Origin of the sequence: Marinoscillum pacificum (assembly GCF_024714495.1) — a bacterium.
GTDB lineage: Bacteria > Bacteroidota > Bacteroidia > Cytophagales > Cyclobacteriaceae > Marinoscillum > Marinoscillum pacificum.
Window position 1 is genome coordinate 843,514 of record NZ_JAMZMJ010000001.1, and the last position, 16,465, is coordinate 859,978.

Genomic DNA, 16,465 nt, shown 5'->3' on the forward strand with positions numbered 1-16,465 from the left:
CAATTCTTCGACTTTAGTTGCATGCTATCCAACTTTTGTTTTTGCTAGCTCGGCAAGAAGCCTCAATCCTTCTTTTAAGTATGCGTCTTCAGATAACTTCTCCAGATTTTCGTCATCTGTAAATACTTCGCCTGATTTAATTGTAGTGGACAAATTATCCTTCACACTGTTTTCTTTTGCATCAAGAGCTTTGCGTTCGTCAAGGTTCAAAGAAACTTTTGTCTGACTTCTTAACTCTTTTGCTTTTTCTATATCAGCTACCAGATCTTGCAAACCTTGATCTGAGTCCAAATGCTTACCATAAAGCTTTTGAAGTTTGTCAATCATCTTCTGATCAATCTGATTAGTAGGCTTGAACTTGGCTGATGTAATTTCATCCCAAGGCAGTGCAGTTGGTCTGCCACTTTCACCAAAGATTTCATCTTCATAAGGGGAAGGGAATTCAATGTCTGGTGCCACACCTATTCTTTGAGTGCTGCTTCCAGTCACTCTGTAGAATTTAGCCAAGGTCATTTTTAACTGCCCAAGCTCCACATCTTCCTGACGCATGTATCTTCCGATATCTATTAAGTTCTGTACGGTTCCTTTACCAAAAGTATTCTCTCCTACTATGATACCTCTTTTGTAATCCTGAATAGCACCAGAGAAAATTTCAGATGCCGAAGCACTGTATCTGTTGGTCAATACAGCTAAAGGCCCATCATAGAATACTTCTCCATGATCCTCGTCTTTCATTACGTCAACAGAATTATCTGTATTTCTAACCTGCACAACTGGTCCCTGAGGAATAAATAGTCCAGTCAATTCAATAGCTTCCTGTAATGATCCTCCTCCATTAAATCGAAGATCGATCATCAAGCCATCAATTCCTTTCAATTTCAAGCTATCTACTATTTTACGAACATCTCTTGTAGTGCTACGGTAATCCTTCACACCCTTGTTCATTTCATCAAAATTGAGATAGAAACTTGGAACAGTAACTACTCCTAAGCTATATGTTTGGTTATTCTCGATTAAAGGAATTATTTCTCCTTTTGCTGCTGATCTTTCAAGTTTGATTTTGTCTCTTACAAGGCGCAACGTATCCGGTAAACCATTGATGTCTTTATCATTCTTTATTACTTGAAGACGAACTACTGATCCTTTTGGACCTCTAATTTTCTGAACTACTTCATCCAGTCTCCATCCAATTACATCCACAAAATCACCATCATCTCCCTGTGCTACACCTATGATACGATCATCTTTCTGCAAATACTTACTCTTATAAGCTGGTCCACCAGGAATAATGTCTGCAACCTTGGTATAATCTAATTGCTGAGTTAATTGTGCTCCAATACCTTCCAACGACAAACTCATATCGATCTGGAAGTTTTCTTTCGCTACTGGAGAAAAATAGTCAGTATGAGGGTCGTAAGCGCTAGTGAAAGCATTCATGTAAGCTTGATAGACATCTTCACTATTATATTGATACAGTGCTTTCTCTACACGCTGATATCTTTTTGCTAAGGCATCAGCAATGTAATCCCAGTCTTTACCAGAAATCTTGTAACTAAGCGCCTGATTTTTAATGATTTTAGCCCAAACCGCATTCAACTCTTCCTTGTTCTTAGGCCAAGGCATTTTTTCTCTGTCAGTTTCAAAGAACTCCTCTTTACTGAAATCCGGCTCTGTTTTAAGAATCTCTGTGATATAATCCATTCTATCCAAAGATCGCTCGCGATAAATACTGAAAACCTGATAGGCAAAATCAAGATTACCCTCAGGTAAATGATCATCTATAGTATATCTGTACTTCTCAAAGTAGTCAAGATCTGACTGTAGAAAGTAAGACTTATTAGGATCTAGAGATTCAAAGTAATTGTCATAAACTACTGATGACATGGAGTCATTTAGCGTGACTTTATTATAATGATATCTGTTTAATAAGTTAACGATAACGAACGTTTCGCTCGCGTGCTCAGGTTTTGGCTCAAGCGTTTTGAGGGTATCTCCCTCCAAAATCTGAATATTCTCGGCATTTTGAACACCTTCATCTTTCAGGGCTATCTCTCCAACACCATAGGTCATTATTACTGACCCTATTATTAAAAGCAACTTGTTCATAACAATCAATTTTGTTCGTACCTCTCGGCAATCTTACCAAACCAACGAATAAGGAAGGAATTAAGTTAGTTAAATTTTACTAACGGCATGGTGTTAAATACGACGAATGGTCTTCAATTAACAACCAATCACCCCTCCTGATGATTCCAAACCAACGCTGCCGCACCTAGAATAGCAGCATTTTTATTCATCATACCTGATGGAAGCAGCTTAACCTTACCCTTATAGAAAGGAAGTAAATTCTCTTCCAGGTGTTTTTGTGTTGGTTCAAAAATCCACTTACCCGCTTTAGCTAATCCTCCAAGCAAGAAGTATGCCTCAGGGTGAGAGAAGGTAGTAAAATTAGCTAGTTGCTCGCCTAAAATACGGCCAGTCATTTCAAAAGCTGCTTGTGCAATCGGGTCGCCATCTTCGGCTGCTTTCGTGATAATTTCACCGTGAAGATCATTGAATGAATAATCTCTTAAAACACTATCTTCCAGGCTATCACACAGCAAGAAAAACACGGTTCTTTTGAGACCAGTACTTGAGACATATGCTTCTAATCCACCACGTCTGCCAAGACCTGTTAAGCGCCCTCCCTTTTCGATCATTACATGACCTAATTCACCAGCTTGAGAGTCATAACCGTAGATTAGTTGTCCATTGGCCACAATACCACTACCTAATCCGGTACCAAGGGTAATGACCATAAAATCTTTCATATCTACAGCATTTCCATAGATCATCTCGCCTATCGCCGCTGCGCTAGCATCATTGGTAATATGGATTGGCAAATCATATCGCTTTTTTAACTCTTCTGTAAACGGCACAATACCCTTCCATAAAAGGTTCGCAGCATACTCAATGGTTCCTCTATAATAATTAGCATTAGGAGCTCCTACCCCAATACCAACAATTTCATATTCAAAGTCAATTTGAGATTTTAAATTCTCAATATGAGATTTCAGCTCATCCAGATAGGCTCCAAACTCCTTGTGTTTGGTAGTGGAAAAATCAGTGTGTGCAAAAAGATCACCTTCACGATCTACAATTCCTACTTTCGTAAGAGTCCCTCCAATATCAACGCCAATGGCTACTTTTTTAGACATTTATCAAAATTTGATTGCTATTTTCAAAAAGATTCAATCAAATATATGAACTATAGTGCAAGGTTTTGACATAAAAATGCGCTGTATTTCGAGCAAAAAAAATGCAAACGTATGCATTACCTTTTGAAGGCTTCTAACTCATCCACAATTGGTTGAACATCCTTCAAATAGCGTCTCATTTTCACCGCATAGGACGCATAGCTCACCACCATGATATACAACCAGTTGATATTGGTCATCCAAAACACAAACTCACCGGAGGCGTGTTCGAGTAGAGAATACGCATAAGCATTCACACAAATACCAAGAAGTAAACCGTACAATGGAGAAAATTGAATGATTCTTTTTGATCTTTTGAGCTTCTTCAATTGATAATCTGTGTATTCTGTAGCTGAAAGAACTAGCTTTTTACTCGCATCCATTCGTCTCGTCCAGAGAATCAGCACTATAGTGATAGAAAGGATCACAACAGAACTTACAGAAAGATAAAACAACCAACTTTCTTCATTGTAAATAAACATTAAGCTTATTAGGAACAGAACCGTACCAGTCATATAGACCGATGCTAAGACATTAGTACGCTTAACTTTTCGCTGATATTTAGTAATGGCGTCCTCTGTTTCAACAGCAACACTTTTCTTACTGTTAGGAGCAACAGCACTAGTTTGCCATATTTCTTTTAATTCATCAAGCTCTTCCATGTTGCATTAGTTTAGAAAGCTTATCCTTAATTCGTGTAATATTCACCCCTACATAATTGGTATCCTTACCTATTACTTCGGCTATTTCTTTGTAACTCAAATCTTCCAGATAGAGACCTATAATTAGTCTGTGATCAGGCTTTAATTGCTCTATGGTTGTTAGAAGCAGTTGATATTGTTGTTCTCGCTCTTTTTTGATGATACTTTCACTGGCGTCATATTCAAGATCTTCAAGAATCACATTATTGTTATATGGTTGTTTGGACTTTTTCCTTCGAAAAGTAATTGCGGTGTTGACGGTAATTCGATAGATCCAGGTGCTCAGTTTGGAATCACCTCGAAAGGAGGACATGGACTTCCAAATATTAATAAGCGTTTCCTGATAGACATCATCCAGTTCTTCGTGAGCACCAAAGTACGCCTTGCATAAGCGATAGATTTTTGGGCCATGCTCTTGAACCACCTGGTTAAATTCATCTCTACTAACTGCCAAACTATTTCGATAACGTTTGAATGATACCAGCTCCTACTTGTGTGGTAAACTCATTTGTTACAGTGTGAGTAGCCGATTTGATACTATAGCTGAACTTAGGTGCAGGAACACTTGAAAAGCTACTTGTATATAGTAAGAAAAACGCGATGATCAGCCCAAGTATAATAACATAAACTTTCGAATTCCTTTTCATATCAGTTAGATGTCGGTTTCGATAACTTAGTTGCGCGATCTGGACATTTATTACAGTTTTGATCAAAATAATTTAAAAGCAACTGACTATTTCCTATTTTTAGATAGTAACTAACCGAGATTAACTATGAAAAAAGCGTGGTATCACATTCTATATTTATTAGTAATTGTCTTCTTTCTCGTCTTGGCCCAAATAAAAGCTGCTGATGCTCAAAAAAATAAGGAAATGGCTGAAGCTGAGGCTGAGAAATTTTTAAGATTATCGGACGAAGTACTAAAATGTGCCGCAGAAGCGGTAAAAGCTCAGGATGAAGCTGAGAAAGCCATGTTGATGGCAAATGAAGCAAATAGACTATTAAAAGAGTGTGAGGGGAAATGAAGAAGTATTTAGCACATTTCATTTTTGTTTCAATTATTCTTGTTCTATCGGTGTCTTTGTTAATGCAATCCAAAAAAGCTGATAATCAAGTTATTCTTACTGAAAAGGCTATTGAAAAAGCTAATCTACAAGAAAAACTAGCACAACAGGAGGCTGCCAGAGCAACTCTGGCAACCGAAAAAGCCATGGAAGCATTACAAGAGGCTAAAAAAGTCAAAAAATTACTCGCCGAATGCCAAGAGAACTGAGTTCCTACTTATTTGCTTATGGTTTTTTGAAACGCAAGTTTCATGGAAACGAAAAAACTCAAACTCCCGATTTTGAGCATCGATTTGTATCGGAAGGAACTCTTACTGGAGATATTTACAGAGTGGATGTATTTCCAGGTGTCATTTATGATGATCAAATAGAGAATCTGGTACACGGTGAGGTTTTCGAACTAATGGATCCAGAACATGCTCTAAGGATTCTGGATCGCTATGAAAATGCCAAACCACTAGTACATTTAGACCCTGATTATGAACGGAGATTAAGACCGATAAAGACAGATCAAGGCATATTGAATTGCTGGGTTTATGAATACCTAAAACCTGTAAATCCAGCAACAATCATTGAATCAGGAGAATTTTAAAGTAATCAAATCATGAGTAACAAAGAACCTAAAGTCGTAGGAATTGGAGGAGTTTTCTTCAAATGCAAAGACCCAAACAGCACTAAAGATTGGTATAAAAATCACTTGGGTTTGAAAACGGATCAATATGGTACTTTATTTGAATTCCGAAATGCATTGAACCCTGATGAGATCAATTACTTGCAATGGAGTCCATTTAAAGATGACACTACCTATTTTGAGCCATCAACGCAACCATTTATGATCAATTATCGAGTTCAGAACATGGAAGAGCTTGTCGAGAAACTCAAAAGCGAAGGTGTAACCATATGTGATGAAATAGCAACATATGATTATGGAAAGTTTGTCCATATCATGGATGCCGATGGAAATAAACTTGAGCTTTGGGAGCCTGTAGATGAGGTGTTCACTGAATCAAGTGAAGGAAATACTACCAAGTAAATTATCATCCCCTAGCTGATTTGACTAATTTAGTTTCCTCAATAACGAATCGAACCAATGGCTAAAATCAGACTGACCAAACTTCAATGCATCGTCAACGATGAAATTGATGAAGATGAAGTATTCCTCAAGTACAACGGAGATAAAATTTGGCCAGAATCAGGGTTATATAAAAGCATAGATAACTCTGAGGAATTTGAAATATCGGTAGAACTAGAACACCAGGATCCTTTTAAGCCGCTCGTTATAGAACTATGGGACTTTGATTACCTGAGTGCCAACGACTTTTTAGGCACTTTTGAAATGCTCATTGGAAATGATACTAGTGGATCATTTTCAACAAGTATGAAAATTAAAGAAACTGGCTCTACAGCATCCTATATTCTTTTTTGGGAAATTGTATAAGCCTGCAACTTTTTAGTAATCTTTGCTGTTTAAACGCATTATGTCAAAATTTCACGAACTAATCAATAGAAATACACCTACACTTGTAGACTTCTCGGCTAACTGGTGCGAACCATGTCGTAAGATGCCTCCAATCCTTAATGAAGTAAAAGCAGAATTAGGAGATTCTGTAAACATCATCAAGGTAGATGTGCAAAAAGACAAGAAAGCAGCTCACAAGTATGAAATCACCAACATTCCGACCTTATTACTATTCAAAAATGGTAAAGTGATCTGGAGGAAAAGTGGGGTTACTGGAGCTAGAGAAATCTCTAATGCTGTTAAGAAGCGCTCTTAATCACTTTGGGTGATAAATTGACTCAGCATTTTTACGAACTGCGTCAATATCCAACGTCATAGACTTCCTTTTTTGATTAAGAAACAGGAGCATTTGATCATCATAATGAGGACTATCCTTTTGATTAGATGCTCCATATACGTTCACTGTTTCAATAATTGGCAGCCCCACCTCAGGATAACGAACCAGCATGATATAAGACTCTCCCTGAACTGCCTTTACTCTACCGTTTCGATAGGGTTCACTATACATGGCTGTAATCACATCAGGTATACCATTCACCGGAATTTCCTTATCTCCACGAACCAGCAATTGATAGTCTCCTAATCGTATGTTCACACGCTTAAAATGACGCTTGAGGTATTTGTTGGTATGGGCAATTCCATCTATTAATTGAAACTCAGTGAGAACCTTTGTGGAGTCTAAATAAGATGTTGGATATTTCCGTTTCAGATAGTCATAAAGAATCACAAACTGTGCTACTCCCAGGTTGTCAAAACTCGATTGACCATCCCATGTCTGTAAGATATCAAGAAGCTCTTCATACTTTTTATACTTCGATGCATCCAATTCAAAAAGCACTTTTATATCCACTGGATAATGCAACTCATTTGGTAATTGACCATCGTATTTAATAGCTAAAAAATCATCCCAACTGAGTGATTTTCTTTTCTCCATCAACTGCATAAAACGGACACTCCGATTGTTTTCAAACTGACGATAACCCATCGTAAAATCATAGTCATTTGGATCTGGATTGTCTGCCGAAAAAGTACAAGAAAATGCCGAGTTATTGGTATTGAAAACATACCCTGATTTTGGGTTCAAAACTTGAGGTAAATCCTCTAAGGGATGATACGATTTAACCAGGGTTTCAGAAGTGTTTCCAGGCAACGTTTTTGACCAATCAAAAGCAGCGTTCCTCATTGGAATCTTCCCATTGCCCAGGTAGTAAATATTATCTTCTTGATCTGCATACACAATGTTGAATCCTGGTATGGATACCATCGACAATGCCTCTCGATATTCCACCCATGAAGTAGCCTTGTTCATGCGGTACCATTGCTCTGGTGCTTTGAGATCATGTAGTGCTCCAAGGTCAAATGCAAAATAACCGTTCTTATTCTTCACAACAGGGCCATAAACACTCCTGTAAATTGTCTTTTTTACCTTGATTTTAAGACCAAATAAAATTTGGACTGGAAGTATAACTTCTTTTTGTTCAAGATCTTTCCATTCCCCATCAAACTTATACTTTAATGCTTTTTCAGAATGCATCTCCAATTGAAAGACATCAATTTTATCAGGGTAATTTACTGTATGTGCCCACCCTAGATGTTCATTTGTGCCATGAAAAATGGTTGCTGCTCCAGGGAATAATCCGCCTAAAGCGTTCCAGCCTTCATCACTGATTAGGTGCGCTTCGTACCAGGAAGAAGGACCTTCCAAAGGTTGATGAGAGTTTACATTTAAGTAGACATTTCCATCTGTAGTCATGCTCCTTGAGAACGCAAAAGCATTGGATCCTCCACCCTCCTTTAGAGGATAATAATCCACTTTTCCATTGACCAAATTTGAGATCACCTGATCAGCTCCTGAGATAACAGCAAGAGATAAAACATAGGCGGATAAAACTTCCTCAACCGTTACCGGAAATGAGCCTTCTAACAGCACCTTTTCAGGATGTTTGAAAGCGTAGGAGTTTAAGCCTTCTGTGTAAGCACTAATCAGTTGTTTATAATCATCAGACAAAGTTGACCATTCCCGCTCGACTACACCTTTGCAATCCAGCAGTTGAACCACATAGTCTACTACTGCTCCTTTCTTACCGAGATGAAGACCCAACATACCTTTACCCGACAGCATTGTTAGCTGGATAGTTTGAAAGTCATCCTCTGCATGAGCCCACGCTAAACCATAGGCTACCTCAGGATCTGTCGGCGCATAAATATGAGGAACACCATAAGCATCTCTGATAATTTCAATATTATTGGGATCGATCTGGCCAGTGCTCTGCAGGCCAAATATGATCAGAACAATAGCTAAGATTACAGGTTTCATTGGGGTGTAAATGTGATTAAGACTTGACAAAAGATAAACAATATAAAATTGGAATTGTACTAAGTGGCGGCGGTGCCAGAGGGTTTGCTCACCTGGGTGCATTACAAGCACTTCATGAGCATAAAATTTATCCTCAAATCATTTCAGGTGTAAGCGCAGGTGCAATCGTTGGAGCATTCTATGCAAACGGTATGGCTCCTGAAGATATTTTTGATTTATTAAAGTCAAAAGGTATCTTCAACTATTCATCTCTTGCACTACCATTGAAAGGTTTACTAGGACTGGAAGGACTGATTCAAGAACTTCAATCTCATATAGAATGCAAAGATGCTTCAGAACTCACCAAACCCGCATTTTTTGCTACTACTAACCTCAATAAAGGAATTGTGGAGTACAAGAATAGTGGTCCATTGCCTCAAGTCGTAGCAGCTTCTTCATGCATCCCTATTCTATTCAAACCGATTGAAATGGATGGATGTTTGTACATTGACGGGGGCACCTATGACAATTTCCCAATCAAACCTATCCGATCTCTATGTGAGACGGTTATCGGTATCAATATTAGTCCTATTCATGTGACCCAGGAGTTAGACGGAATGCTTCAAATCGCTGCAAGAGTCTTTCAGCTAAGTGTTAACTCCACTATTCAGAGTAGTCTTAGTGATTGTGACATCATGATAGAACCAAAAAAACTAAGCACTTTTAGTATTTTGGATAGTAGTGTGGCTGACCAACTTTATGAAATAGGCTACGACGCTACCATAGAAAAACTGGAGGAATTAGATTTATAACAGTTATATAATACCCTACAAGCTAAGTTGGTATATCTTTGCGGCAAAAAACAGACAAACTATGATGAATCCGTGGCATGACGTGAGAATTGGAGAGGACGCACCAGAAGTGGTGAATGGGATAATTGAAATCCCAAAGAATACTCGTGCCAAATACGAACTTGATAAAGAATCAGGGATGTTGATCCTGGACAGAGTGATTTTCTCTTCTATGCACTACCCTGCTAACTATGGTTTTATACCTAAAACCTACTGTGATGATAACGATCCACTAGATATACTTGTGCTAACTCAGATTGTAGTAGACCCATTATGTATCGTTCCAGCGAAAGTAATTGGTGCTATGCAAATGTTGGATGGTGGTGAGAAAGATGACAAGATAATCGCTGTAGCTACAGGTGATATGAGTGTAAATCACATCAATGACATCTCTGACCTTGGACCTCACTTTGTTAAAGAGCTCCAGAACTTCTTCGAAGATTACAAGAAGCTTGAAAATAAGACTGTTGTTATCGAGGATTTCCAAAATAGACAGACTGCTGTGGAAATCGTTGAAAAGGCAATGTCTGATTACACTAAAAAATTTGGTAAGTAATTAGCTACCTGCTATTGGATTAGCTAAGCCGCATTCGGTGCATGTAATTACACCCTTGTAGTTCGATGCACCGCATGCCTTACACAAATAAGTCTCACCTCCCAGTTTCACGTCTTTATTGCACCCAGAGCAGGTGTAATCCTCTAATTCCGATATTCTTTGATCCTTACTACAATAAGGACACCTTACAGCCACACTGTTTTTTCTCTTATTGTAGCTTCTGACTCGAAACCAAAAGAAAAACGGTATCACAACGATCATTACCAATATCAAATAATAGGATTGCATAAGTCTTACAAGACTAGTCAGTGAAAAGGATTCTGATTAAAATTATTTAGAATTCGAATAACTCCACAAAATACTGCATGACTGTCTTGAATTATTTAAAAAAATCGAAGCATAGGTAGTATATTTAACACCAGACAAGACCTTATAAGCTAACAACCAACTATTAATGTCTTCGGAAGAGACCGCAAAAAAATACGTCAAAAACCGCCTAGATGACATCATGACTCTGCTTCATGAGGTCGCATCGGGAAATTTTGATCACAAAATAGATCTTGGTGATGAGGAAGATGAACTTGAAGGACTGATAGGTGGAATCACCATGCTGGGTGAAGAGCTTAAGTCCTCCACCGTTTCAAGGGACTTAATGGAAAGTTTATATCGTGGTGTGGATGATATACTTATCATTATTAACCCCGACCATAAAATAGAACGTGCTAACGATGCTGTTTCTAACTACTTGGGTTTCGTGCCATCAGAACTGATAGGAAAAAACTTCACCTCCATCATCCATGAAGACAACAAACATCCATACGATTCTGTAATAAAGACATTAGAAAACAACGCTTCTCACAAGGAACCTGATTTCATCTTGAAGAAAAAAGATGGCTCTATTTTAGAAACTTCAGCTTCGTTTTCCGCTCTTTTCGATAACCAAAAGAATCCTCTTGGCAGCATATTAATAGCCAAAGACATCACTCAGATAAAGAAAACCGAACGTGAGCTGATGCATGCGAAAGAAAAAGCGGAATCAGCTAATGAAGCCAAATCGAGTTTCCTTGCGAATATGAGTCATGAAATCAGGACCCCTTTGAATGGGATGCTTGGGTTCATTGATTTACTGGCAGACACCTCCACCACCGAACTGCAACGTCAATACTTGCGAATGGTCAAAGTATCTGGGGAATCACTATCCAAATTGCTCAATGACATTTTGGATTTAAACCGTGTGGAACAAGGAAAGTTGAGTTTAGAGTCCATTCCTTTTGTGCTTCATGAAACTCTAAAAGCAAGTCTTCACCCTTTTAAATATTTGGCGAACGAAAAAGGCTTAAAATTTCAACTAGAATTAGATGAGAATCTTCCTGAATTAGTGGTTGGTGATCCTTCTCGAATCAATCAGGTCATTCGAAACCTGGTTGGCAACAGCCTAAAATTCACTGAAGATGGGTTTATTAAAATTGTTTTTGAAGCAATTAAGAACAATGAGCAGTTCCTTTTGAAAACGTCAGTCATTGACAGTGGTATTGGCATTCCCGAAGAAAAACGATCCAACATTTTTGAAAGCTTCACACAGGCTGATAATTCTACAACGAGACGATATGGAGGTTCTGGACTTGGCTTAACTATCTCCAAGCACTTGGTTTCTCTGATGGGTGGAACGATCAACTTCCAAAGCCCTCCTATCAGCTGTAATTTGGAGAAAGGATCATGTTTCTCTTTTGAAATCCCGTTAGCAATAGATGACACCATTTCGCTTGGAGACTTTGAAAAAGCAGCTGCCAATAAAAAGCATTTCAATACCAAGTACGAAATACTGGTAGTAGATGACAATGACATAAACCTCCTTCTAGCACAGAAAATTCTCGAGTCTATGAACTTACACGTAACTACGTGCAAAAATGGCCAGGAGGCGGTAGATGAAGCACTAAAAAAACCATATGACGTGATCTTTATGGATATTCAAATGCCTGTAATGGATGGGTATTTAGCGACGCAGCATCTTCGTAAGGCAAACTATTTTGGGCCCATCATTGCTTTGTCTGCAAATGTTTACAAAGATGACATTAAGAAGTGCTATCAGAGTGGTATGAATGGGCACCTTAAGAAACCATTTACCAAAGATGAGATTTACCAAAAAGTTTCTGCAGTGGTAGCCTAGTTTTTTGACGAGTTAATAATCTCAAACATTTCCAATGCATAATTGTCTTTTGCTTGCAAATAAGCAAACTTAGGAATAGCAACAGCACCAAGCTTATGTTTTTCAAAAGAAGCTGAGAACCCAAAATCAACTTTACTATTTCTCAGAGATTTTGCTCTAAGCACTGTTTGATAAAGCAACTGCCTATAAACTGAAAATTCAACTGAATATTGATAATCCAAGCCAACCAGCGAAGGACAATAGGTACCATTCGAACTTTTATAACACAACATTACCCCTACAAGCTCCATCGTTTCTGGATCATGTGCACATATAAACTCCCAGTTAGCATTTGAAGACATCAGTTCAATCATCTTCACAGGGTATTGGAAGGTATTCATTGCTAAATTATTCTTCCAAACATTGGTATATAGATCGTATACCTTCTGAATCTCCTGACTACTCAAACTTGACCTTACAGAGATTTCTAGTTGACCAATAAACGGTTGTATATCTTTTTTGAAATGTTTCTGAGAACGATTGGTCAGGGATTTTATATAGGAATCCTCATCATCAAATGTGGTGAGATCTATCACATTAGCCTCTGGCATCATAAACTTGACAAAACCCTGCTTATCCATTGCATTGGATAATAAATCATTATCAGTATCAAAATCTCTTAATGCAATGGTATTAGGTTTCAATTCATCGTCTAAATGTTGCACATATTTAAAAAGTTCTGATAAGGCTCCTTCTTTATTTTCATGACTTCCATCAAGATACAAATGCTCACCCTCAGTGAATAAACACCCCATGGTCAGTACATAACTGGTATGGAAATACGGGTCTGTAATTCGAGTTTGTTCTATATTGGATGAAACCGACTCTGATGCTAACATATCCTCTTTCCACAAAGCATTCGTGAAAAAGGTAGCTAATACAATCCCACCATCGGTATCTTTTACGATGAGGTACCTAAATTCCCAATTATGCTGTTTCTCCTCATTACCATGAAACAGTTGCTCCAAAAACTCCAATCCGGAATAATCAAAACAACCAGAATTACCGAATAGCTCATCCCATTCTGATTGTTCCAGGTCACTTATTGAATTATGCGTATTTACAACTAGCCCGGAATCAGAAATCAGTTCTTTCGAATCATCAAATTCTGTTAAAATTGGAAGGTTAAAAAGTCGTCTAACGGTATTCATGGTGTAACCTTCCTCACTTAGCGAGTTATAGTAGGTAGACTCCATTGCCTTAACAAGGCCTTTTATATCTTCAGGTTGATTATGTAAAGAGACTGTAAGCCTTATCCCCGTTTTCTTCACAGGAACTGCAGGAAATAAGCCCATATTCGCATAGTACCCCTGATTATATAGCTTGTTTGTGAAATTATATCCAACAGCGGGAGCTCCCGTTCCGATATAGAATACAGGAGTTTCATTCTTCTCTACTAATGGCAGGTTAGAGTTCTGTATCAATTCATTACACAGGGCAATTCGGCTTTTTAACTCTGCCTGCATCGTATTGATCTCATCACTCAAATGAATGTCAGCGGAGGCAATGGCTGCTCCAACGCTTGCCGGTTCCAATTGTGCAGAAAAAGTTAACGGCCCGCCGAAAGACTGAACACGTTGAAGAAACTCGCTATTGGATGTAACCATGGTGGACCCACTGGCACCGAACGATTTACTTAATGTTGTAAACACCACCACATTGGATGGAAGCTCTTCATATTGTGATAAAACATATCCGGTACCATTTTTTCCCGACCAACTCATTCCATGCACATCATCAAAATACAAATGCAGTTGCGGGTACCTTGAGCATAATTCTTTTAAGTCATCGATTGGAGCCACATCTCCAAACATGGAATAGACTCCATCTGCGAAATACCAGACTTTATCACAGTTTTGAGACAATCGCTTGAGCTTATCTTCCAACATATTCATGTCGCTATGCCTGATCATTTCTACTGGAATATCTCTGACTTTAAGGTTTTGAATTGCATTTTGAACACTCCAGTGCACTTGATGATCCAAAACCACTCCATCCTCATCTCGAATCAAAGAAGGTATAACCCCTATGTGTCCAAGTGTACTGTTTTTTGTCACCAGCACTTCATAACCATACATTTGAAACAGGCGCTCTTTCAAAGTCTTGTACAAGGGATGAGCAATGTAGGTCTTTGATAAAGGGAATTGTGTTCCATAAGCAAGAATAGCTTCAATTGCCGCTTGCTTGATTCTATGGTCTAATTCTAGTCCTAAATAACCAGTTGTTCCGAAGTAATAAAGGTGTTTGTTTGCTACTTTGATTTGACGACCTGAAAATTTTTCATCTTCTATATCCAGAAGAATCACTCCCTGTTTGGATGCGTGAGCTGACAAATCAACAAGGGTGTCAATAAAGTTATTGTGTCTGATTTTGGCCATAGGTCAAACCAAAAGTAACGGCTTGTTGACTAAAAGATTCGACGAAACCCCTGATATCGACGAACGAAAACATTTGTTCTATATATGAACCAAAAGCTCCAATGAATACCTTTGCAGATTAAACCAATCAGCTAACTACTATTATTCATTATGAGTCAGGAAGTACAAAACGACTATGCTATATTCAAAGTAGAACAAGGGATTATGCACTTCACTTACAAAAATGGAGTGGAACTTGATCTAACTGCGGCGATGGAAGTTGTTTCTGACCGAATCAAAGCCCAAGGCAACGAATCATTCAGGGTTATTTGCGACATCCGAGGGTTAAAAAGTGTCAACAAAGAGGCTAGGGATTATCTAGCAAAACAAGGCTCACAACAAGTAGACGCTGTTGCATTGATAGTAGGCTCGCCAGCACGCAAGGTGATGTCTAACTTCTATTTAGCTGTTAACAAACCTGATGTTCCTACTAAACTGTTCATTTCACACCAGGAGGCTATGGAATTTCTTCAGAACCTATAAGGCTGAGTAAACTTTCTTCACCAGCTCTCCAATTTCAGTTGGCTCCAGCCAGCGGGTTACAATGATCAGGTCTTCCCTATCATCAATCACGATGTAATTACCTCCAAACCCTGCAGCGTAATACAGGTGATCAGGAGCACCTTCCCATTGACGTTCTCCACGGTTGAGCCACCACATATATCCGTAGCTTTCGAAAGCTGAGGCAGGTGTTCTCACCTTTTTCACCCAACTCTCAGATATTAGCTGTTTATCATTCCAAACTCCTCCCCTACAAAACAGTAAACCAAAACGTGCTTGATCATAGGTATTGATAAACATACCACCTCCATGATGTCCGCCTCCGCTAACTGATGACATTTCTACTCCATCAATGACCGTCCAGGAATTATCATAACCATACCAGCGCCATGTAGTAGAAGCTCCTATCGGATCCATAATAGACTCTTTCAATAGCATAGGTAAAGGCTTTCTCCAAACCTGTAACAATGAATATGAAAGGATATTAACTCTAACATCATTGTACTTAAAAAAGCTACCTGGAGTATTCAGCTTTCGATATCGCCAATCATCCAAACTACCTTCTTTACTTGGCCTATCTGCCCAATCGTACAGCCCAAATAGTGCTCCAGACCAATCTGATGTCTGTTGCAACAAGTGTTCCCACGTAATTTGACTATTGTGATCACCATCGAAAGTTCCATCCCAAACATAATCACCTACATTATCCTGAACACTTTCAATAAGTCCTTGATCGAGGGCTAAACCCAAGGTAGTCGACAAGTAGCTCTTGGTCACACTAAAAGTCATATCTACTCGACTCAAATCGCCCCATTCAGCAATTATGTATCCATTTTTGATGATCATACCAGCAGGACCACCACGTTCTTTAGTTGGACCTAAGAGCTTATGATCTGGTTCTCGACTAAACGACTTTAAAATAGCTAATCGTAAATCTCGATCTCCTGAATATTCATGAGTTTCTGCAAATTCAACAGCTCGTTTCAGCTTCTCTACGTTGACTTTTTGGGATTGAGGGTCTTTTCTCTCCCAGTCCTTCTCAGGAAAATATTGCCCCAGAGCAAACTGAAGAACGAAAAAATGAATAAGTATTGTTGGAATAACTCTTTTAAACATCT

At 38.6% G+C, this 16,465-nt stretch carries 17 protein-coding genes; 10 read left to right on the forward strand and 7 right to left on the reverse strand.

Annotated elements, in window-relative coordinates; translation table 11 throughout:
• Positions 1-24: 24 nt before the first annotated feature.
• From NXS00_RS03630 to NXS00_RS03645, 4 genes are all read right to left on the reverse strand, one after another.
• Positions 25-2,106: a carboxy terminal-processing peptidase gene (locus tag NXS00_RS03630; protein WP_258097749.1), complete on the reverse strand. Its 2,082-nt coding sequence runs from the start codon at positions 2,104-2,106 to the stop codon at positions 25-27.
• Positions 2,107-2,234: 128 nt separating this feature from the next.
• Positions 2,235-3,197 carry an ROK family protein gene (locus NXS00_RS03635; RefSeq protein ID WP_258097750.1) on the reverse strand — a complete coding sequence of 321 codons (963 nt, stop codon included), beginning with the start codon at positions 3,195-3,197 and terminating at the stop codon, positions 2,235-2,237.
• Positions 3,198-3,313: 116 nt separating this feature from the next.
• Entirely contained in the window at positions 3,314-3,898 is a 585-nt protein-coding gene (locus tag NXS00_RS03640) for a hypothetical protein (RefSeq protein WP_258097751.1), read from the reverse strand.
• Positions 3,885-4,391 (reverse strand): RNA polymerase sigma factor, encoded by a 507-nt coding sequence (locus NXS00_RS03645; protein ID WP_258097752.1) that lies wholly within the window; start codon positions 4,389-4,391, stop codon positions 3,885-3,887. Before NXS00_RS03645 ends, NXS00_RS03640 begins: the two co-directional genes overlap by 14 nt.
• A 319-nt stretch (positions 4,392-4,710) precedes the next feature.
• Here NXS00_RS03645 and NXS00_RS03650 point away from each other — a divergent pair, with 319 nt between their 5' ends.
• The 6 genes from NXS00_RS03650 to trxA are packed head-to-tail and all read left to right on the forward strand — an operon-like array spanning position 4,711 to position 6,776.
• Positions 4,711-4,962: a hypothetical protein gene (locus NXS00_RS03650; protein ID WP_258097753.1), complete on the forward strand. Its 252-nt coding sequence runs from the start codon at positions 4,711-4,713 to the stop codon at positions 4,960-4,962.
• Positions 4,959-5,210: a hypothetical protein gene (locus tag NXS00_RS03655; protein WP_258097754.1), complete on the forward strand. Its 252-nt coding sequence runs from the start codon at positions 4,959-4,961 to the stop codon at positions 5,208-5,210. The genes NXS00_RS03650 and NXS00_RS03655 overlap by 4 nt, the downstream gene beginning before the upstream one ends.
• Complete coding sequence (locus NXS00_RS03660) at positions 5,195-5,593, forward strand: gamma-glutamylcyclotransferase family protein (RefSeq protein ID WP_258097755.1); 399 nt, start codon at positions 5,195-5,197, stop codon at positions 5,591-5,593. The genes NXS00_RS03655 and NXS00_RS03660 overlap by 16 nt, the downstream gene beginning before the upstream one ends.
• 12 nt (positions 5,594-5,605) lie before the next feature.
• Positions 5,606-6,034: a VOC family protein gene (locus tag NXS00_RS03665; protein ID WP_258097756.1), complete on the forward strand. Its 429-nt coding sequence runs from the start codon at positions 5,606-5,608 to the stop codon at positions 6,032-6,034.
• A gap of 57 nt (positions 6,035-6,091) precedes the next feature.
• Entirely contained in the window at positions 6,092-6,439 is a 348-nt protein-coding gene (locus tag NXS00_RS03670; protein WP_258097757.1) for a C2 domain-containing protein, read from the forward strand.
• Positions 6,440-6,479: 40 nt separating this feature from the next.
• The gene (trxA, locus tag NXS00_RS03675) at positions 6,480-6,776 is read left to right on the forward strand and encodes a thioredoxin (RefSeq protein WP_258097758.1); all 297 of its coding nucleotides are present in this window, start codon (positions 6,480-6,482) and stop codon (positions 6,774-6,776) included.
• Here trxA and NXS00_RS03680 read toward each other — a convergent pair whose 3' ends face one another.
• Positions 6,777-8,837 carry a penicillin acylase family protein gene (locus NXS00_RS03680; protein ID WP_258097759.1) on the reverse strand — a complete coding sequence of 687 codons (2,061 nt, stop codon included), beginning with the start codon at positions 8,835-8,837 and terminating at the stop codon, positions 6,777-6,779. It lies immediately after the preceding gene.
• A 23-nt stretch (positions 8,838-8,860) separates the two neighbouring features.
• Between NXS00_RS03680 and NXS00_RS03685 the strand changes: the two genes are divergently transcribed.
• The 3 genes from NXS00_RS03685 to NXS00_RS03695 all read left to right on the forward strand — a co-directional run bounded on the left by NXS00_RS03685 (position 8,861) and on the right by NXS00_RS03695 (position 12,390).
• Positions 8,861-9,628, forward strand: a complete 768-nt coding sequence (locus NXS00_RS03685; RefSeq protein ID WP_258097760.1) for a patatin-like phospholipase family protein — start codon at positions 8,861-8,863, stop codon at positions 9,626-9,628.
• A 61-nt stretch (positions 9,629-9,689) separates the two neighbouring features.
• A complete protein-coding gene (locus tag NXS00_RS03690; protein ID WP_258097761.1) occupies positions 9,690-10,223 on the forward strand; it encodes an inorganic diphosphatase in 534 nt (177 codons plus the stop codon).
• Positions 10,224-10,677: 454 nt separating this feature from the next.
• On the forward strand, positions 10,678-12,390 hold the full coding sequence (locus NXS00_RS03695; protein WP_258097762.1) for a PAS domain-containing hybrid sensor histidine kinase/response regulator: 1,713 nt from the start codon (positions 10,678-10,680) through the stop codon (positions 12,388-12,390).
• Here the strand turns inward: NXS00_RS03695 and NXS00_RS03700 are convergent.
• The gene (locus NXS00_RS03700) at positions 12,387-14,807 is read right to left on the reverse strand and encodes an aminotransferase class I/II-fold pyridoxal phosphate-dependent enzyme (protein ID WP_258097763.1); all 2,421 of its coding nucleotides are present in this window, start codon (positions 14,805-14,807) and stop codon (positions 12,387-12,389) included. The two genes, NXS00_RS03695 and NXS00_RS03700, sit on opposite strands and share 4 nt — an antisense overlap.
• Before the next feature lie 150 nt (positions 14,808-14,957).
• On the opposite strand from NXS00_RS03700, the gene NXS00_RS03705 reads away from it, so the two are divergent.
• Entirely contained in the window at positions 14,958-15,329 is a 372-nt protein-coding gene (locus tag NXS00_RS03705; protein WP_258097764.1) for a DUF7793 family protein, read from the forward strand.
• On the opposite strand, the gene NXS00_RS03710 is transcribed toward NXS00_RS03705, so the two are convergent.
• Positions 15,324-16,463, reverse strand: coding sequence for a serine hydrolase domain-containing protein (locus tag NXS00_RS03710; RefSeq protein WP_258097765.1), 1,140 nt, complete (start codon positions 16,461-16,463; stop codon positions 15,324-15,326). The two genes, NXS00_RS03705 and NXS00_RS03710, sit on opposite strands and share 6 nt — an antisense overlap.
• Between the last annotated feature and the right edge of the window lie 2 nt (positions 16,464-16,465).

What these genes read in the sequence shown, in the direction of transcription:
- NXS00_RS03630 (WP_258097749.1), bottom strand. Translation starts at nt 2,106, where the DNA reads ATGAACAAGTTGCTTTTAATAATAGGGTCAGTAATAATGACCTATGGT.
- NXS00_RS03635 (WP_258097750.1), bottom strand. Translation starts at nt 3,197, where the DNA reads ATGTCTAAAAAAGTAGCCATTGGCGTTGATATTGGAGGGACTCTTACG.
- NXS00_RS03640 (WP_258097751.1), bottom strand. Translation starts at nt 3,898, where the DNA reads ATGGAAGAGCTTGATGAATTAAAAGAAATATGGCAAACTAGTGCTGTT.
- NXS00_RS03650 (WP_258097753.1), top strand. Translation starts at nt 4,711, where the DNA reads ATGAAAAAAGCGTGGTATCACATTCTATATTTATTAGTAATTGTCTTC.
- NXS00_RS03655 (WP_258097754.1), top strand. Translation starts at nt 4,959, where the DNA reads ATGAAGAAGTATTTAGCACATTTCATTTTTGTTTCAATTATTCTTGTT.
- NXS00_RS03660 (WP_258097755.1), top strand. Translation starts at nt 5,195, where the DNA reads ATGCCAAGAGAACTGAGTTCCTACTTATTTGCTTATGGTTTTTTGAAA.
- NXS00_RS03665 (WP_258097756.1), top strand. Translation starts at nt 5,606, where the DNA reads ATGAGTAACAAAGAACCTAAAGTCGTAGGAATTGGAGGAGTTTTCTTC.
- NXS00_RS03670 (WP_258097757.1), top strand. Translation starts at nt 6,092, where the DNA reads ATGGCTAAAATCAGACTGACCAAACTTCAATGCATCGTCAACGATGAA.
- trxA (WP_258097758.1), top strand. Translation starts at nt 6,480, where the DNA reads ATGTCAAAATTTCACGAACTAATCAATAGAAATACACCTACACTTGTA.
- NXS00_RS03680 (WP_258097759.1), bottom strand. Translation starts at nt 8,837, where the DNA reads ATGAAACCTGTAATCTTAGCTATTGTTCTGATCATATTTGGCCTGCAG.
- NXS00_RS03690 (WP_258097761.1), top strand. Translation starts at nt 9,690, where the DNA reads ATGATGAATCCGTGGCATGACGTGAGAATTGGAGAGGACGCACCAGAA.
- NXS00_RS03695 (WP_258097762.1), top strand. Translation starts at nt 10,678, where the DNA reads ATGTCTTCGGAAGAGACCGCAAAAAAATACGTCAAAAACCGCCTAGAT.
- NXS00_RS03700 (WP_258097763.1), bottom strand. Translation starts at nt 14,807, where the DNA reads ATGGCCAAAATCAGACACAATAACTTTATTGACACCCTTGTTGATTTG.
- NXS00_RS03705 (WP_258097764.1), top strand. Translation starts at nt 14,958, where the DNA reads ATGAGTCAGGAAGTACAAAACGACTATGCTATATTCAAAGTAGAACAA.
- NXS00_RS03710 (WP_258097765.1), bottom strand. Translation starts at nt 16,463, where the DNA reads ATGTTTAAAAGAGTTATTCCAACAATACTTATTCATTTTTTCGTTCTT.